This is a genomic window from Actinoplanes sp. SE50/110 (assembly GCF_900119315.1).
Taxonomy (GTDB): domain Bacteria; phylum Actinomycetota; class Actinomycetes; order Mycobacteriales; family Micromonosporaceae; genus Actinoplanes.
The window spans coordinates 7,675,725-7,692,730 of record NZ_LT827010.1; the positions used below are offsets into that span (position 1 = coordinate 7,675,725).

At 71.9% G+C, this 17,006-nt stretch carries 21 protein-coding genes; 10 read left to right on the forward strand and 11 right to left on the reverse strand.

Going from position 1 to position 17,006, the window contains the following annotated elements; translation table 11 throughout:
* The first annotated feature begins 189 nt into the window (after window positions 1-189).
* The 6 genes from ACSP50_RS34210 (at window position 190) to ACSP50_RS34235 (ending at window position 5,305) form a co-directional block, all read left to right on the forward strand.
* A complete protein-coding gene (locus ACSP50_RS34210) occupies window positions 190-1,047 on the forward strand; it encodes a S1C family serine protease (RefSeq protein WP_014693893.1) in 858 nt (285 codons plus the stop codon).
* 16 nt (window positions 1,048-1,063) lie between these two features.
* Entirely contained in the window at window positions 1,064-2,056 is a 993-nt protein-coding gene (locus ACSP50_RS34215; RefSeq protein ID WP_014693894.1) for a MoxR family ATPase, read from the forward strand.
* A 3-nt stretch (window positions 2,057-2,059) separates the two neighbouring features.
* Window positions 2,060-2,977, forward strand: coding sequence for a DUF58 domain-containing protein (locus ACSP50_RS34220; protein WP_014693895.1), 918 nt, complete (start codon window positions 2,060-2,062; stop codon window positions 2,975-2,977).
* On the forward strand, window positions 2,974-3,942 hold the full coding sequence (locus ACSP50_RS34225; protein ID WP_014693896.1) for a VWA domain-containing protein: 969 nt from the start codon (window positions 2,974-2,976) through the stop codon (window positions 3,940-3,942). The genes ACSP50_RS34220 and ACSP50_RS34225 overlap by 4 nt, the downstream gene beginning before the upstream one ends.
* Window positions 3,942-5,015: a VWA domain-containing protein gene (locus tag ACSP50_RS34230; protein ID WP_014693897.1), complete on the forward strand. Its 1,074-nt coding sequence runs from the start codon at window positions 3,942-3,944 to the stop codon at window positions 5,013-5,015. Before ACSP50_RS34225 ends, ACSP50_RS34230 begins: the two co-directional genes overlap by 1 nt.
* An 80-nt stretch (window positions 5,016-5,095) precedes the next feature.
* On the forward strand, window positions 5,096-5,305 hold the full coding sequence (locus ACSP50_RS34235; protein ID WP_231956775.1) for a hypothetical protein: 210 nt from the start codon (window positions 5,096-5,098) through the stop codon (window positions 5,303-5,305).
* 186 nt (window positions 5,306-5,491) lie between these two features.
* Here ACSP50_RS34235 and ACSP50_RS34240 read toward each other — a convergent pair whose 3' ends face one another.
* From ACSP50_RS34240 to ACSP50_RS34285, 10 genes are all read right to left on the reverse strand, one after another.
* Window positions 5,492-6,742 carry a styrene monooxygenase/indole monooxygenase family protein gene (locus tag ACSP50_RS34240; RefSeq protein WP_014693899.1) on the reverse strand — a complete coding sequence of 417 codons (1,251 nt, stop codon included), beginning with the start codon at window positions 6,740-6,742 and terminating at the stop codon, window positions 5,492-5,494.
* A 16-nt stretch (window positions 6,743-6,758) separates the two neighbouring features.
* On the reverse strand, window positions 6,759-7,304 hold the full coding sequence (locus ACSP50_RS34245; RefSeq protein ID WP_043516123.1) for an ATP/GTP-binding protein: 546 nt from the start codon (window positions 7,302-7,304) through the stop codon (window positions 6,759-6,761).
* A gap of 1 nt (window position 7,305) precedes the next feature.
* On the reverse strand, window positions 7,306-7,614 hold the full coding sequence (locus ACSP50_RS34250) for a DUF742 domain-containing protein (protein WP_197688105.1): 309 nt from the start codon (window positions 7,612-7,614) through the stop codon (window positions 7,306-7,308).
* Window positions 7,615-7,668: 54 nt separating this feature from the next.
* The gene (locus ACSP50_RS34255; protein WP_014693902.1) at window positions 7,669-8,112 is read right to left on the reverse strand and encodes a roadblock/LC7 domain-containing protein; all 444 of its coding nucleotides are present in this window, start codon (window positions 8,110-8,112) and stop codon (window positions 7,669-7,671) included.
* Window positions 8,109-9,212 (reverse strand): sensor histidine kinase KdpD, encoded by a 1,104-nt coding sequence (locus tag ACSP50_RS34260; RefSeq protein WP_014693903.1) that lies wholly within the window; start codon window positions 9,210-9,212, stop codon window positions 8,109-8,111. Before ACSP50_RS34260 ends, ACSP50_RS34255 begins: the two co-directional genes overlap by 4 nt.
* Window positions 9,213-9,407: 195 nt before the next feature.
* Window positions 9,408-9,935 (reverse strand): MauE/DoxX family redox-associated membrane protein, encoded by a 528-nt coding sequence (locus ACSP50_RS34265; protein ID WP_014693904.1) that lies wholly within the window; start codon window positions 9,933-9,935, stop codon window positions 9,408-9,410.
* Complete coding sequence (locus ACSP50_RS34270; RefSeq protein WP_014693905.1) at window positions 9,922-10,359, reverse strand: S26 family signal peptidase; 438 nt, start codon at window positions 10,357-10,359, stop codon at window positions 9,922-9,924. The genes ACSP50_RS34265 and ACSP50_RS34270 overlap by 14 nt, the downstream gene beginning before the upstream one ends.
* 1 nt (window position 10,360) lies before the next feature.
* Entirely contained in the window at window positions 10,361-12,169 is a 1,809-nt protein-coding gene (locus ACSP50_RS34275; protein WP_014693906.1) for an ABC transporter ATP-binding protein, read from the reverse strand.
* Window positions 12,169-12,690: a hypothetical protein gene (locus ACSP50_RS34280; protein ID WP_014693907.1), complete on the reverse strand. Its 522-nt coding sequence runs from the start codon at window positions 12,688-12,690 to the stop codon at window positions 12,169-12,171. Before ACSP50_RS34280 ends, ACSP50_RS34275 begins: the two co-directional genes overlap by 1 nt.
* 61 nt (window positions 12,691-12,751) lie before the next feature.
* Window positions 12,752-12,964 carry a hypothetical protein gene (locus ACSP50_RS34285; RefSeq protein ID WP_014693908.1) on the reverse strand — a complete coding sequence of 71 codons (213 nt, stop codon included), beginning with the start codon at window positions 12,962-12,964 and terminating at the stop codon, window positions 12,752-12,754.
* Between the two features lie 301 nt (window positions 12,965-13,265).
* Here ACSP50_RS34285 and ACSP50_RS34290 point away from each other — a divergent pair, with 301 nt between their 5' ends.
* The 4 genes from ACSP50_RS34290 to ACSP50_RS34305 all read left to right on the forward strand — a co-directional run bounded on the left by ACSP50_RS34290 (window position 13,266) and on the right by ACSP50_RS34305 (window position 16,679).
* A complete protein-coding gene (locus ACSP50_RS34290; protein WP_231956776.1) occupies window positions 13,266-13,853 on the forward strand; it encodes an RNA polymerase sigma factor in 588 nt (195 codons plus the stop codon).
* Window positions 13,850-14,665, forward strand: a complete 816-nt coding sequence (locus ACSP50_RS34295; protein WP_014693910.1) for a hypothetical protein — start codon at window positions 13,850-13,852, stop codon at window positions 14,663-14,665. The genes ACSP50_RS34290 and ACSP50_RS34295 overlap by 4 nt, the downstream gene beginning before the upstream one ends.
* A 143-nt stretch (window positions 14,666-14,808) precedes the next feature.
* A complete protein-coding gene (locus tag ACSP50_RS34300) occupies window positions 14,809-15,891 on the forward strand; it encodes an SPFH domain-containing protein (protein WP_014693911.1) in 1,083 nt (360 codons plus the stop codon).
* Entirely contained in the window at window positions 15,888-16,679 is a 792-nt protein-coding gene (locus tag ACSP50_RS34305) for a DUF4352 domain-containing protein (protein ID WP_014693912.1), read from the forward strand. Before ACSP50_RS34300 ends, ACSP50_RS34305 begins: the two co-directional genes overlap by 4 nt.
* A 21-nt stretch (window positions 16,680-16,700) precedes the next feature.
* On the opposite strand, the gene ACSP50_RS34310 is transcribed toward ACSP50_RS34305, so the two are convergent.
* Window positions 16,701-17,003, reverse strand: coding sequence for a hypothetical protein (locus ACSP50_RS34310; RefSeq protein WP_155123713.1), 303 nt, complete (start codon window positions 17,001-17,003; stop codon window positions 16,701-16,703).
* Window positions 17,004-17,006 lie beyond the last annotated feature (3 nt).

Here is a 17,006-nt window from a genome sequence, read left to right on the forward strand (position 1 = left end):
GCGCGGTGGTCGGCCGATGCCGGCCGGATGCGCCGGGCAGTCTCGGGGACGAGCTGACAGCTCCCCGTTATGCCTGCTTTACGGGTTAATGGGCGATCTTGCGTACCGGAGACCATTGGCGGCCGCACGGGGAATTCCGGGAAATCGCTTGTAGCGTCAAGAAATGCTGAGTGTGGCGGTCGTGCCGTGATGACCGTGCTCCGGCCGGACGGCTCCGATCCCCCGGAGCCCGCTCCGCAGGAGCCCACCCCGACCCGGCTGAGCTCGTGGAACTCGCCCGAGCGTCGCCGCAAGGCGCTGTTCGCCCTGGTCGCGCTCTGGGCCGTGGTGATCACCGCGGTGGTGTTCCTGCGCGGCGGGCCGAAAGCCACCCCGCAGGCCACCGCGCCGCAGCCGAAACCGTCCGCCTCGCCGGGACCGCTCGCGGTCTCCCAGATCTATCAGACGTTGCTGCCGTCCGTGGTGCTGATCCAGACCACCGGCCACGACGCGAAGAAGGCGCTGGAGTCGGCCACCGGCACCGGCGTGGTCGCGAACGCGGACGGCACCGTGATGACCGCCGACCACGTGGTCGACGGCGCCGAGACGATCAAGCTGACCTTCGCCGACGGAACCACCGCCCCGGCCAAGGTGGCGAGGAGCAACCCGAAGCTGGACATCGCCACGCTGACCCCGGCGAAGCTGCCGGACACGCTGGTGCCCGCGGTGCTCGGCGGCGGCGTCGAGGTGGGCGACCCGGTGGTGGCGATCGGCAACCCGCTCGGCCTGGTCGATTCGACGACCAGCGGCGTGGTCTCCGGGCTGGACCGCAGGCTCGACCGGGACGAGCAGGGTGACATCGCCGGGCTGATCCAGTTCGACGCCGCGGTCAACCCGGGCAACTCGGGCGGGCCGCTGGTCGACGACCAGGGTCAGGTGGTCGGGATCGTGGTCTCGCTGGCCAACCCGAGCGGGGCCGGCACCTTCATCGGCATCGGTTTCGCCGTCCCGATCGGCGCCGCGCTCGGCGGTGGCGAGCAGGGCGACGGACGAGCACCACCCCTGTAGAGCGAGGACGGGACAGATGACCGGGAACGACGCCCCGCCGGCCGCCGCCGGAGACATCGAGAAGGTGCTCTACGAGGTCAAGAAGATCATCGTGGGCCAGGACATCCTGCTGGAACGCCTGGTCGTGGCGCTGCTGGCGCGCGGCCACATCCTGGTCGAGGGGGTGCCCGGACTGGCCAAGACCCTCGCCGTGAAATCGCTGGCCGAGGCGATCGGCGGGGAGTTCCACCGGGTGCAGTTCACCCCCGACCTGGTGCCCGCGGACATCGTCGGCACCCGGGTGTACCACCAGCCCAGCGGCGAGTTCAAGGTGCAGCTCGGCCCGGTCTTCACCAACCTGCTGCTGGCCGACGAGATCAACCGGGCGCCGGCGAAGGTGCAGAGCGCGCTGCTGGAGACGATGCAGGAGCGCCAGGTCACGATCGGCCGCCAGACGCACCGACTGCCGAACCCGTTCCTGGTGATGGCCACCCAGAACCCGATCGAGAACGAGGGCGTCTATCCACTGCCGGAGGCGCAGGTCGACCGGTTCATGATGAAGGTGGTGATCGGCTACCCGACCGCCACCGAGGAGTTCGTGGTGGTCGAGCGGGCCCTGGCCCCGGCCGCGGTGCTCCAGCGGATCATCGACCCGGACACCCTGGTCACCCTGCAGCAGGCCGCCGACCAGGTCTACGTCGACCCGTCGCTGATCGAGTTCGCGGTGCAGCTGGCCACCGCGTCGCGCGACCCGGCCACGGTCGGTTTGACGGACCTCTCGCGGTACGTGACCTTCGGTGCGAGTCCGCGCGCGTCGATCAGTCTGGTGCTGGCGGCGCGGGCCCTCGCGTACCTCCGGGGCCGTGACTATGTTGTCCCGGAGGACCTCTCCGATCTCGCCCTGGACGTGCTGCGACACCGGATGGTGCTCTCCTACGAGGCCCTCTCCGACGATGTCACCCCCGACGTGATCCTCGCCAAGATCCTGGCGAACCTGCCGTTCCCGGAGCCCGCCGGCCGGGGCCGCTGACCCATGACCAGCCCACCCGACCGGCTGCTGCGGCGCCTGGAGTGGCAGCTCGGCCGTCGCCTCGACGGGCGACTGCAGGGCGCGTACCGCACGGTGTGGCACGGCGGCGGGCTCGACTTCACCGACCTGCGCGCCTACACGCCGGAGGACGACGTCCGGCACATCGACTGGAACGTGACCGCCCGGCTGGACGACCCGCACGTCCGGCAGTACACCGAGGATCGCGAGCTGACCGCCTGGCTGGTGATCGACAAGTCGGCGTCGATGCGCTTCGGCGGTTACGAGGGGAAGGAGTCGGCGGCGACCGAACTCGCGGTGAGCCTGGCCCGGGTGGTGTCCCGGGGCGGCAACCGGGTCGGCGCGATCCTGTTCGACAACGCCGCGCAGCGGGTGATCCCGCCGCGCGCCGGCCGCGACCAGGTCCTGCGGATCGCCCACGAGCTGCTCAAACCGCCGGCCACGGCAGAACCGAAACGGTTCCGCAGGGCCACGGAGCCGCCCGCCGCCGGCACCGACCTGGCCGCGATGCTGCGGCTGGCCGCGACCACCACCGCCCGACGCCGCTGCCTGATCTTCGTGATGAGCGACTTCATCGGCGCGCCCGGCTGGCACCGCCCGCTCGGTCAGCTCACCCACCGGCACGAGGTGGTGGTGATCCGGGTCGTCGACCCGGCCGAACTCGTCCTGCCCGACCTGGGTGTGATCCTGGTCGAGGACGCCGAGACCGGCGAGCAGCTGCTGGTCGACACCGGCGACCCGGTGCTGCGCGGGCGGCTGGCCGATCAGGTGCGCGCCCGCGAGGCCGGACTCGCCGACGTGATGCGCCGGGCCGGGGTGGCGAATCACCGGATCACCACGGACCAGGACCTGATGGCGGCGCTGGTCCATCTGGTGCAGGCGTCGGGAAGGGGGCGGCGGTGAGCTTTCGGTACCCGTACCTGCTCATCGTGGCGGTCCTGCTCACCATCGGTGCCGTCGTCTTCTACGTCGGTCTGCAGAGACGCCGCGCAGCGGCGTTGAAGGCGTCCGGTTTCGGTGCGCTGATCGGCGGCGGCTTGAGACGTCACCTGCCGTACGCGTTGTTCCTCGCCGCCCTGCCCATCCTGCTCGTCGGCCTGGCCCGGCCGCAGGCGCGGGTGTCGGTGCCGCGGGTGTCCGGGACCGTGCTGCTCACCTTCGACATCTCCAACAGCATGGCCGCCACCGACGTCAGCCCCACCCGGCTGGCCGCCGCGCAGGCCGCCGCCACCGAGTTCGTCGAGGCCCAGCCGGACACGGTCGACGTCGGCGTGCTCGTCTTCGGCGACACCGCGCTGCTCACCCAGGCGCCGACCGGCGACCACCCGGCCGCGGAAGCCGCCATCGCCCGGGTCAGACCCGGCGGCGGCACGTCGCTGGGCCAGGCCATCCTGGTCGGCCTGGGCACCATCACCGGCAAACCGGTCAGCCTGCCCAAGGACGGCGGGACGGCGGACACCAGGACGCTCGGCTACTGGCCGTCGGCCACCATGGTGATCTTCTCGGACGGCGAGAACACCGGCGGCCCGGACGTCGAAGCCGCCGCCGAGATGGCCGCCGCGGCCGGGGTGCGGATTCAGACGGTGGGCGTGGGCACCGCCCGGGGCGCCACCGTCGAGGTCGACGGCTACCACCTGAACACCGCCCTGGATGAGCGCACGCTGACCGCGGTCGCCCAGGTCACCGGTGGCGCCTATCACGCGGCCGGGGACGCCGACACGCTGAACCGGGCCACGTCGTCGATCGACCTGCGGCTGACCACGAGGAAGGAGCCGCTGGAGCTGACCGCCCCGTTCGCCGGGGCCGCGTTGCTGCTGCTGGCGCTCGGTGGGCTGCTCGGCACCCGCTGGCACGGAAGGATCATCTGATGTCTTTCCACTGGCCGTGGGCGCTGGCCGCACTGCTGGTCGTCCCGCTGCTACTCGTCGCCCGCTGGTGGCTGAACCGCCGCCGCAGACGCACCGCGGTCACGGTGTCCAGCGTCGCCCTGATCCGCGCCGCCCTCCCCGGCCGCTCCGACTGGCACCGCCGCATCCCGGTCGTCCTGTTCCTGGCCGGCCTGCTCGCCCTGGCCGGCGGCGTGGCCCGCCCGCAGGCGCGGGTCCCGGTGGAGTCCGACAACACGTCGATCCTGCTGGCCATCGACGTCTCCGGGTCGATGTGCAGCACGGACGTCACCCCGAACCGCCTGTCCGCCGCCGTCGACTCGGCCCGCCGATTCGTCACCTCGCAGAGCGACGGCACCAGAATCGGTCTGGTCGCCTTCTCCGGCATCGCCGGCCTGCTGGTCGCCCCCACCACCGACAGGGACGAACTGCTCGACGCCATCGACACCCTGAAAACGGCCCGCGGCACGGCGATCGGCCAGGCCATCCTCACGTCGATCGACGCCATCGCCGAGATGAACCCGGCCGTCCCGGCCACCGGCGCCGATCTGGGCGACACCATTGCCCGCGGCGACTACGAGTCGGACACCATCGTGGTGCTCACCGACGGTTCGAACACCACCGGCGTCGACCCGGTCACCGCCGCCCGGGAGGCCGCGGCCCGCCGGGTCCGGATCTTCACCATCGGTTTCGGAACGACCAGGCCGTCGCCGATGGTGTGCACGGCCGACCAGGTCAGCGGCGACTCGTTTCCGGGCGGCGGCGGTCTCCCGGGCGGTGGCGGCTTCGGCGGCGGCCACGGCCGGGTCCAGGAGATCGACGAGGACGCCCTGAACCAGGTGGCCGACCTGACCGGTGGCCGCTACTTCAAGGCCCAGGACGCCGACGAGCTCAACGGCGTCCTGCACGATCTGCCGAAGGAGATCGGCCTGCACCGGGCCGACGTCGACATCAGCTTCTGGTTCGTCCTGGTCGGCGCCGTCCTCGTCGTCACCGGCCTGGCGCTGTCGCTGTGGTGGAGCCGCCCCCGCGCCAAGATCCACCTGAAGGGCTGAGTGGCCCGGACGATCAACTGGCGGCGATCCGGTCGAACGGATGGCCCCCTCGCATCCGTATCCATGCGAGATTGGCCCGCGTGTTCGAGGAGGCCCCGTTGATGGAAGAAGCTTTTCTGGCGTACACCGCCGGCCACGCCGACGGCTCGGCGGGACGCCGCGACGCCCAACTGGCAGACGATCCGGAAACCGGGTCCGATTACCGCATCGGCGTCGTGGACGGCAACGTAGCCGCCTTCCAGGCCGAGCTCCTGGCCGAAGTCCGCCGCCTCCTCGGCGAGGCCCACTGAGCCCACCCCTCCCGCAGCGGCGCCACCCTCCCCGGGCAGCGCCGCTGCGCTGTCCCCGGCGCTTGCCGCCCAGCGCTCAACCCGGATCGTCCGCAGACCGCGGGACGGCGTCCCGCAGCCGCCACGAATCCTGCTTCCCGGTAGACAGGCGGGCGCTCCGGGAGGGTGCGCCCGCTGTCGGGTCGGTTACGCCCCGCTGACCTCGGCGAGGTAGGCCGCCGCCTTCTCCGGGTCCACGAACCAGTTCAGGAAGTCGTTCGGGTCGTTGAAGCCGGCCGCGAACCGACGGGCGATCGTCTCACTCCCGGTAGCCGCCCCCAGCAGTTGCTGCACGTGCGGCGGCAGGGGCTGCAGCATCGCGTTGGTCCAGCCGGTGACCGCCGCCCCGTGCGCCCCCCAGAAGCTTTCGAAGGTCGCGTTCATCCAGGCTTCGTCGAATGCCTCGTCGCCCCGGGCCAGGATCGCCTGCAGGTAGTGGTGGGCCGCTTTGGCCGCGGTGTTGCTGCCCTGCCCGGTGATCGGATCGTTGGCGATGACGACGTCGGCCAGCCCAAGGGCCACCCCGCCGCCCGGCAGGTGGCCGACCGGCCGGCGCACCGTGGGCGTGTACCGCCCGTGCAGAGTGGCTTTGGCGTCGGTGAGCTCGACCTTCTCCGCGCGGGCGTGCAGCCAGGGCAGGTGTTCGCGGGCCAGTTCCAGGGTGATGGCCAAATGCTGGTCGGGGGCCATCCGGCCGGGGTGGCCGGCCCAGCGGTCGAGGGGGCCGCCGGGGATCGCCTCCCAGAAGAGGATGTCGCACGGGCCGGTGTGGGTGAGGGCCGGGATGACGAACAGTTCGCCGAGGCCGGGCAGGGCGTGGAAGCCGACGTGCGGGTCGGGCCAGGCCGGGTCCGGTTCGAGACCGTGGACGTAGGCGACGGCCAGACCGCGCTGGGGGGTGGAATACGGGGAGCGCTCCGGGTCACGGTCGAACATGGCGACCAGGTCGCCCTTGCCGGCGGCGACCACGGTCAGGTCGTAGCGGCCGAGCTGGGTGATCGCGTCCAGGTCCTGGGTGGTGACCGCGTTGTAGATCACCTCGACGCCGCGCTCCTCGGCATCCTGCAGCCAGCGGGACATCTTGATCCGCTGGTCGGTGGACTGGGCCGGGCGCTCCAGCGGGGCGTTGAAGGCCAGGGCGAGTCGGCCGCGTTCGACCGACAGCTGCGGGCGCAGGCCGTGGATGGGTGGGGTGACGTGCTCCCAGTGGTTGAGGTCGTACGCCCGTTCGGTGCCGAGGGCGAGGTCGAACATGGCCTGGGTGGAGGTGGGCCAGCCGGTGCGGATCTCGTCGGGGGTGCGGGCCGACATGAGGGTGACCTCGTAGCCTTCGGCGTGCAGGCTGAGGGCGAGTTGGAGTCCGGCCTGGCCGGCTCCGACGATCAGAATCTTGCGCATGGGGGGATGCCTCCTGTTACTGACGGGCTTTCTCCGTCGCGTGGTTCACCACGGCCAGCAGTGCCTGCGCGACGTTGCGGGAGCCGCGGACGTCCGCGGCGATCAGCGGGATGTGCGGGGGCAGCGTGAGCGCCTCCCGGACCTCGGCCAGGTCGTGGGTCTGCACCCCGTGGAAGAGGTTGACGCAGACGATCCATGGCACCGCGGCGTCGTTCTCGAAGTAGTTGACCGCGGCGAACGAGTTCTCCAGATGGTTGGTGTCGACCAGGACCAGGGCGCCGACCGCGCCCCGGACCAGGTCGTCCCACATCGGCCAGAACCGGGGCTGGCCCGGTGTGCCGAACAGATACAGCACAAGAGAATCGTCGACCGTGACGCGGCCGAAGTCCATGGCGACCGTGGTGGTGACCTTGTCGATACCGGGATCGAGGTGGTCGATCTGGGCGGCGGCCGCGGTCATCCACGACTCGGTGCGGATCGCCGGGATCTCCGAGATCGCCTCGACCGCGGTGGTCTTGCCGACGCCGAACCCACCGGCGATAACGATCTTGGCAGAGTGCATCTCAGGTGAGGCGGAGGAGGCCTGCACGAAGTCTCTCCAGGAGTGCTAGATCTTGCGAGGGGCGAGCGTCGTGCACCACCAGCTGATCGATTTTGAGCAGATCGCTGATCAGCAGCCGGGTCAGGCCCAGCGGCAGCCCGCAGGATGCCGACAGCTCGGCCACCGAGGATGTCCGGCGGGCCTGCTCGTAGAGGGACCGGGAGGCCGGGGTGAGGCTGGCGGCCAGCACCGGGTCGTACCGGTTTCCGGTCGACACCAGGGTGTGCATCAACAGGGGGCTGCGGCTGCCGGTGCGGCCCCGCGCGGTCATGTACGGGCGCACCTTCCAGTGCAGTCCCGGCCTTCGGCCCATGGTGGCCTCCGCTCAGCGAACCGGTGCGGGCAGGGTGCGCTGGTGCAGCGCGTGACGGGTCTCCGGAGTCAGGGCGTGCCCGACCGCTTGGCTGAAGGTGGTCATGGCGTACCCGAGATGTCCGATCTGGGTTTGCGGTTGGGCCGCGACCAGCAGCGCCGCGACGAACTCGCCGGCCGGGTCGTCGATCCGCAGGAACGCCAGGTGGCCGTGCGGGTAGCGGATGCTCAGGTTCTCCGGGGCGCCGAGCTGCAGCAGGCCGCCGAGCTGGCCGGTGATGCCGAGGAATCCGGCGGCGAGCGCGGCGACGCTCTCCGCGTGCTCCCGGCTCAGGTGCCCGGACGAGGCCAGTTGCAGGCCGTCGGCGGAGACCAGGACGACCGCGGTGATCGTCGGTACCTCGCGGACGAGCTGGCCGATCAGCCAGGAGACGTCCGGTTGCTGGGTGTCAGTCATTGCGGTCCTTCAGCTTCCATGATGCCTGGGGGGCTTTCCTGCTGGGCGCGGGCGGCGTCGACGCCGGCGTTGAACGCGGCGGCGTCGTCGTGCCAGGTGGTCTCGTGGGTGGCGGTGGAGGCCGGGGGCGGCGGCGGCAGGGTCGCGCCGTTGGCCCGGACGCTGGCCGGCACCCGGCGCGGCATCGGTTTCGGCATCGCCGGGAGCACCATGGTGACGTCGTTCCGGTGGTTCCGGCCGTTCGGCGCCGGCTGTGGCTTCTCGGCCGGCGACTCGTCCGGGGCGACCCGGGGGGACTCGCAGAGCAGGTCGGCGCCGATCAGCAGCATCGCGACGGTGCCGCGCGGCTGGCGGGGCACCAGGCGCACGCGCAGCGAACCGTGGCGGTGGGTGAGCACCGCGGCGACGGCCAGCCCCAGGTGGGCCGGCTGCAGCTCGCCGTCGCCGGGGCCGTCGGTCAGCAGTCTCTCGATCCACGGCAGGTGCGCCGGGTTCAGCCCGATGCCGGTGTCCTCGACCCGGATCACCACGTCGCCGTCGCCGGTCAGGTGCGCGGCGATGGTGACCGGTTCGGTCGGCGGCGAGTACCGGTCAGCGTTGTCGATCAGCTCGGTGAGGATCCGGATCACGTCGTCGGCGGCGGTCGCGGTGACCGCCAGGTCGGCGATCGGGCCGAAGTGCAGCCGCTCGTAGTGCTCGACCGCGGCCCCGGCCGCGTGCGTCACGTCGTGCAGCGAGGTCACCTGCTGATCAGGGTCGTCGAGCGGCTCGCCGGTGAGCACCCGCAAATTCTCGGCGAGTCGCCGCACCCGGGTCACCGAGTGGTCGATCCGGAACAGGATCTGGCGGCGTTCGGCGTCCTGCTCGCGGAATTCGGCTTCCCCGATGTGATGAACGGCTTCCCACGTAAGGGTGAGCAGCCGGAGCGCGAACTCCCCGGCGATCGGGCGCCACGGGTCCGTCCTGTCCGCGGCGCGCACCACCGGCTCGGGCTGCGTCGCCGGCGGCGCCGGGGTCTCCGGAGCGGCGTGCCTGCCGGGTCCGCCCTGCTCCACCCGCCGCCGCCGCAACCAGCCCCTCCAGCGACCCGGCTCGGCCATCGATTGCTCCCCCATCAGACCTCTGTCGTATCGAAACGGCAGAAGATCACCGGCTACGAGGTCTGTACCGTACCCGGCCGATTGTCCCCCTGGCTATCGGGTGACAGGCGACGGTCATCGATCTAGTGAACAGGAAAGCGCCCTGTTGGAACCGGCGATGCCGCCCACTCCATCATGGACCCTGACCGATGCCGATCACGCCGGGCGCCACAGCGCGACGATGTCGTCATAGCTGGTCACCAGGGCGCCGGCGATCAGCCCGGCCAGGGCCGCGACGACGCCGCCGGCCAGGGTCGCCGGCCGCGCCGCGACGAACATCGCGGTCAGGGCTGCGAGATCGACACCGAGGAGCAGCAGATTGCGTACGACGTGGGCACCGCCCAGTGGTGTGCTGGACGCGCCGAAACAGCGGCACGGGGCACGGTTGCCGCCGCGCAGGCTGACCGCGATCGCCGCCGTGAACACCGCCAGCAGTCCACCGGCCAGAGCGAACCCGGGCACCCCGGTCCACCGGGCCGGCACCGCGAGCAGCACCACGACCACCGCCTCCGCCCCGGCCGCGGCGCCCGCCGCGGCCGGCACCCATCGGTCCGGCAGCACGCCCATCCGCCGCAGCGACCGGACGTGTTCCCGGTACGCGGCGCCGGAGCGCACCTTGCCGGCCACGGCGACCGCGAACACCGTGCCGATCAGCAGCCGGGCGGCGATCTCAAGGCACGGCACGATCGGGCACTCCCGTTCCGGTGGACAGCCGGCGGATCGCGACGCCGAGCACGTCGGCCTCCGCGACGTAGCCGAAGTGGCGTGAGTCGATGCTGTGCGGGTTGTCGCCGCGGACCAGCAGCCGGCCGGGCGGCACGACGGCGTCCGGGACGACGCCGGCCAGCGCCTGCGGCACCGGCTGGCCGGCCGTCGCGACGACCCGTTTGACCAGCCAGTCGACGTCGGCCGCGGCCGGGCCGGCGAGATCCGGGCGGCGGAAGACGACCGGGCGGCCGGTCCGGGCCCGGCCGCGCCGGACCAGGATCCGGTCGCCGTCGGCGTACGCCGGGTTCATGCTGTGCCCCCGCACCTCGACCACCCGCAACCCGGCCCGGGCCGCGGCCGCCACCGCGAGCGGCACGGCGAGCACCGCGAGCCACCACATGTCAGCCTCCCGCGGGCACGTAGCCGGCCGACTGTTTGCGGAACAGCCGGGCGTACTCGCCGCCGGCGGCGAGCAGCGTGTCGTGGTCGCCCCGCTCGGTGATCCGGCCGCCGGAGAGCACCACGATCTCGTCGGCGTGGCGCAGCGTGCCGAGCCGGTGCGAGACCAGCAGCGTGGTGCGGTCGCCGGCGTGGGCGCGCAGCGCCGCCTGGATCTCGGCGTCGGCGTCGGCGTCCAGGCCGGCGTTCGGCTCGTCCAGGATGACCAGATCGCAGTCCTCGCGCATCAGCGCCCGGGCGACCGCGAGCCGCTGCCACTGGCCGCCGGAGAGGTTGACCCCCTCGTCGGCGTCGTCACCGTCCAGGAAGATCCGGCTGATCAGCGTGTCGTAGCCCTTCGGCAGCGCCTCGACGGCCGCGTCGATCCCGGCGGCCCGGGCCGCTGCCCGGATCGCCGGGCGGTCGTCGAGCCGATCGACGTCACCCACTCCGATGTTCTCGGCGGCGGTCAGGTCGTACCGGACGAAATCCTGGAACGCCGCGCCGAGCCGCCGCCGCAAGCCGGCGATCCGCAGGTCGCGCAGGTCGGTGCCGTCCCAGCGGACCGTGCCCCGCTGCGGATCGTAGAACCGGCAGAGCAGCTTGACCAGCGTGCTCTTGCCGGCGCCGTTGAGCCCGACCAGCCCGACCGTGGCGCCGCGCGGGATCCGCAGCGTCACCCCGCGCAGGATCCACGGACCGTCCTCGTCGTAGCGGAACCAGACGTCGTCCAGGGTGACCGCGTCGGTCAGCGGGGCGACCGGGCGGTCTCCGTCGGCCAGGTCCGGGGCCGCGCCCACCACCTCGGCGTAGTGGTGGAACAGGGCCAGGTTGCGGGTGGCCATGCCGATCTGGGAGAGGACCGAGGTGAGCGCGCCCTGCACGCCGATCGCGGCGGCGGTGAACAGGCTGAACCCGCCGACGCTGAGCCGGCCGGCGGCCACCTCGCGGATCATCACCAGCGTGCCGGCCAGCGCGACGACCGCCCCGGCCAGGCTCAACAGGGTCTCGGCGCCGGCTGCCCGCCGCCGGTCGGCGAGCTCCGCGCCGGACGTCTCGCGCAGCGACGCGGCGAACCGACCGGCGAAGAGCCGGCCCAACCCGAACAGCCGCACCTCCCGGGCGGCGACCGCCTCGGTCATCAGCATCCGGTAGGAGAGCTGCCGGCGGATGCGGGCCACGGTGGACTCGCTGACCCCGGCGGCGCGGCGGCCGATCCGGCGGTACGTGGCGAAGGCGGGCACCGCGGCCAGGGCGAGCAGGAGCAGCATCGGTGGCCACACGGTCAGCAGCACACCCGCGTATCCGGCGATGGTCAGAACGCCCCGCAGGGTACCGGAGAGCATCGTGGTGACGCTCTCCGGAGCCTGCTGCGCGCCGGTGCCGGCCAGCTCCAGCCGGTCCCGGAAGGCCGGATCCTCGAAGCGGCGGACGCCGTGGAAGCCGTTGACCGCCGCGAACAGCCGCTCCTGGATCCGCGCGTTGGTCTCCCGCTGCAGGTACGCCCCGGCCAAAGTGCCGAGCTGCGCCAGCCCGGCGAACACCGCGCCGGCCAGCGCGGCGGCCACCGCGAACACGGTGGCCCGGCCGGTGGCGGCGGCCGGCCCGCGGGTCAGCTCGTCGATCAGCTCCTTGCCGAACCAGGCGGTCGTCGCGGGCAGCACACTGGCGACCGCGGACAGCCCGATCACCGCGACCGTGGCCGGCCGGCTCGCGGCCCAGCTGAGCCGCAGGCAGATCGCCGCGGCCCGGGAGAAGCCGGAGCCCGCCATCACGCTCCGGCCGCGGAGCGGACCAGCACGCTCAGCCTGCGGTCGGCGGCGACCACCCGGCCCGCGGCGACGTGCACCACCGTCGGATAGCCCCGGATGCCGCCGAACGCGGCGGTCACCGGTCCGTCCGGGTCGATCACCGCGACCCGGCCCAGCGGGCGCACCAGCGCGGCCAGCTCCCGGGTGGGCGCCAGCGCGGCGTCGCCGGCCACCAGGACGAAGGTACGCGCCGGGTCGAAGCCGGCGTCCGGCACCGCGTCCAGCAGCTCGTGGCAGGGCGCGCAGCCGGGCATCACGAACAGCACGACGGCCGGCTCGGCGAGGTCCTCCTCCGACAGTGCGTCCGGGGTGGTCGTGCGGAACGCGCCGATCCGGTGACCGGGCTCGGGCAGCGCCAGCGCGGCCGGCGCGTGCGCGGCCTCGTGCGCGCGCAGGCGCCGCATGACCGCGGTGAGCAGGAACAGGTTGAGCACGGTGACGGCGCCGACCAGGGCCAGCGCGACCGCGACGGTGATGCTCATAGACGTCCCCTCACGTCCGGGCGGGCGGCGGATCCGGGCCCGCCGCCCGTCGATCACACGATCAGTCGCAGGTGCCGACGTAGGTGACGGTGGTGACGCACTGGCCGTTGCACTGCACCCGGCCCGGGTCGTGCTTGTAGAGCCGGCCCAGGTGACAGACGTAGGTGATGGATCCGCAGCTCTGGCCGTGGTCCGGGACGCAGGCCCCGGCGACCTCGGTCCGCAGGACGCGGGCCAGCAGGCGGTCTCCCGCCTTGATCAAGAAGTTGCTCATGTCAGCTCCCCTCAGCTGTCCGAGCGCGCATGCACACGAGGGCATCCGCCACTCGACGGGACGGCGGTCGTCCCACATCGAGGGACAGTAATGAGATCGCCACGCGCCCTCTACCCCGTCCGGCCGCCGCCCGCGCGATCATGAAGGCTGATCTGCAATAACTCCGCAAAGATTCATCGCGGTCGGTCGCATCCCGCCCACGATCGCCGGAGACCCGCCGCGATCCCGCGGAGAACGGGGTCGCCGCGACCCCGCGGAAAACGGGGTGAAGTGATCGCCGCCCGGATGGACATGAGGGGGTGTGAACCGATCCAATGCCCCGATGGTGGCCGAGCGGCGAGCGGAAACCCCGCGGGACGACGAGGCCACCTTCCGAGCCCTGTTCGAGGCGACCTACGACGACCTGCTCTGCTTCGTCGAACGCCGCACCCACCAGCTGGCCGCCGAGGACGTCGTCGCGGAGGTCTTCCTCACCGCCTGGCGCCGCCTCGACGACATCCCCGGTGACCTGGATCCGGCCCGTGCCTGGCTGTTCACGGTGGCTCACCATGTGCTGCGCAACCGGCGGCGCAGCGATCACCGGCAGCACGCGCTGGCCCTGCGCATCCTGCGCGAACCCGGCGGACCGGACCCGGTCGCCGAGGCGGTGGACATCGCCGGCCGCGTCGACCTCAACCGCGCCTGGGAGCAGCTCAGCCAGGACGACCAGCAGGTCATCGCGCTGATCGCGCTGGACGGCCTGACCGGGCCGCAGGCCGCCCGGGTGCTGGGCATCTCGACCACCGCTTTCAGCCTGCGGCTCATGCGTGCCCGCCGCCGCCTGCGTAGGCACTACACCGGGGTCGCGGCCGCCGCCGCCCCCACCAGCGACTCAGGAGTGAACCGATGAACAGCAACGACCACCGAGACCTCGACGTGCGGCTGCGGGCCGCGGCCGAACCCGTGGGCCGGGGCCGCGTGCACCACCCGTCCGCCCAGGACCTGCTGGACCGCATCGTCCGCTCGCCGCGCACCGGCGGGGCGCCGGTCACCGCCCCGCGCCGGGCGGTACGCCACACCGGCCGCTGGGCGGTGGCCGGTCTCGCCGCCGCGGCCGTGTCCGCCGCGGTCCTGGTGATCCCCGGTCTCAGCGGTGACCAGGCGGCGTACGCGTCGTGGACCGGGACCCCCGCCGCCCTGGGCGCCGGCGACACCCAGGCGCTCAGCCGGGACTGCATGACGCAGAAGCTGACCCCCGACTGGGGCTACACCCAGGCGCAGCTCGACCATGCCCGCAAGGTTCTCGGCGAAGCCCGCGGCGCGTACCGGTACGTCGCCATCGCGACACAGCAGTGGACCGCCACCTGCTTCCGCGACAAGGCCGGGACCGTGTACTGGGGCAGCTCGTTCGAGTCGCCGGTCAGCGACGGGCAGCTGGGCGCCAAGGGCGTCGAACTGCAGGCCTGGGGCCAGCTCAAGACCGACGAGGGGTACGCGCGGCTGATGTCCGGGCACCTCGGCACCGACGTCACCGGGGTGGCGGTCACCACGCCGGACGGCCGGAAGGTCGAGGCCACGGTCGACGACCACTACTTCCTCGCCTGGTACCCGGAGAAAGCCGGCGAGACCCGGCCGACCACGATCACCCTGCGCCTCAGGGACGGCAGCGCGGTCCCGAACCTGTCCGCCTCGGACCTCTACGACGCCCCGAAACTCAACTGATCGCCGGCTGACGAGGAGCCGCCTGTCCCACCGGTCAGGCGGCTCCCGGCGGGGAATGTCGATCCCGGTTGATACCATCCGGCGCGGATGACGCGAGCCGGACACCGGCCGCCTGAAAGATGTCGGGTAGGTCCGGAATGTCGATGGCAGACAAGATACGCGGCGAATTTATCGACATCGTCGAGTGGCTGGACGACAGCCGCGACACGATCGTCTGGCGATTCCCGCGGTACCACAACGAGATCAAGATGAATGCCCGCCTCGTGGTCCGCGAATCGCAGGTGGCGGTCCTGGTGAACGAGGGCACCATCGCGGACGCCTTCGGCCCCGGCACGCACACTCTCACCACCCAGAACCTCCCCGTGCTGTCCACCCTCAAGGGTTGGCGGTACGGATTCGAGTCGCCGTTCAAGGCCGAGGTGTACTTCGTCAACACCCGGCAGTTCACCGACCTGAAGTGGGGCACCCAGAACCCGGTGATCGTCCGGGACCCCGAATTCGGCATGGTGCGGCTGCGGGCCCACGGTGCGTACGCGCTGCGCATCACCGACCCGCGGCTGTTGCTCACCGAACTGGTGGGCACCGATCCGGAGTTCCGCACCGAAGAGGTCGCCGGGTATCTCCAGCAGATGATCGTGAGCCGGTTGACGTCCGCTCTCGCCGCCGCGAACGTGTCCCTGCTCGACATGGCGGCCCAGCAGGAGGCGATCGGCGCGCAACTCACCGAGGCGCTCGCCGGGCAGGTCGCCCCGATGGGACTGCGGATCCCGGCGGTGATCGTCCGGAACATCTCGGTGCCGCCCGAGGTGGAGCAGGCCCTGGACCGGCGTACCCAGATGGGCATCATCGGCGACCTGCAGCGATACACGACGTTCCAGACCGCCAACGCGATCGAGGACGCCGCCCGCAACCCCGGCGCCGCCGGGCTGGGCACCGGAATGGGCGTCGGGATGCTCTTCGGCCAGCGGGTGGGCGGGGCCGCCGCGCCGCCCGCCATGCCGGTGCAACCACCACCGCTGCCGGTGAGCACGCCGTGGTACGTGGCTCTGCATGGCAGCCAGCAGGGTCCCTTCGAGCTCGGCACCCTCGGGGTGCAGGTGGGCACCGGTGCGATCACCCGGGAGACGCTGGTGTGGCGGGCCGGGATGGCCCAGTGGTCGCCGGCCGGCGACCAGCCGGAGCTCGCCGCCCTGTTCGCCACCACGCCGCCCCCGATGCCGCGATGACCGCCCCGGGGCAGACCGCCGACACGTCCTCCACCTGCCCGTCCTGCGGCGCGGCGATGGAGGTCGCCCACGACGCCGGGGTGATGCGATGCCCGTACTGCCGGCGGGAGTCGCCCCTGCCGGGCGCGCAGACCGGCTGGCCCTTCGGCGCGGGTGCCACCGGCATGCCGCGCATCACCGTCAGCACCCGGCCGCTCCTCACGCCGGACCTGGTCCGCCGGCAGAAGAAGATCGCCTGGATCGCCGGCGGCGGAATGCTGGTGTTCCTGCTGATCGTCATGGTCCCGATCTTCTCCAGCTTCTCGCACTCCGCCGCGGACTACTCGTATCAGCCTCCCGAGAAGAAGGTGCAGGAGGTGGCGATCGGAGCCACCGCACAGGTCAAGGGATTCGAGGCGACGGTCCGCAGCGTCGACTGCACGAAACAGTCGATGACCAGGACGGCCGACGACCCGGCGACCTCGTGGGACGAGAGCGACGTCATCAAGGCCGAGGGAAAGTTCTGCGTCATCGCCTTCTCGGCGAAGAACGTCGGCGCCAGGACCGACACCTATCCCACGTTCGACCTGGAGGCCTCCAGCCCCACCGAGCGCGTGTTCAGCCGGAACACCAGCGCCGAGTGGTACCTGAACAAGAACACCGACGACCTCAGCAAGCCGATCGATCCGGGGAAGACCGTCGACAGCTTCCTCGTCTACGACGTGCCCACCGACTCGAAATTCGCCTACCTGCGGCTGTCCGACGGCATCCTGTCCGACACCATCGTCAAGGTGAAGATCGACAAGTGACCGCCGGCGTGGGGAACGGCCTCAGAAGCCCCCGCTCACCGCGACCGGCCTGCCGCCGACGGTGGCCGTCGCCCGGTAGGTGTCCCGGCCGGGATCCCGGCCGCCGACAGCGTGGTGGTACTGCACGGCGAAGGTGTACGAGCCGGCGCCGAGACTCGTTCCCGGCTTCAGCGTGAACCGGTAGACCAGCGCGCCGGGCTGTTGCTCGACCGTCGTGGTCAGGTGGTCGGCCGGTATCGTGCTCCAGAATCCGGAGCTGGACAGGTACGGCGTGGTGACGACGCGGACGGTCAACTCCAGTGCGGTCGCGGTTTCCCCGGTCACCAG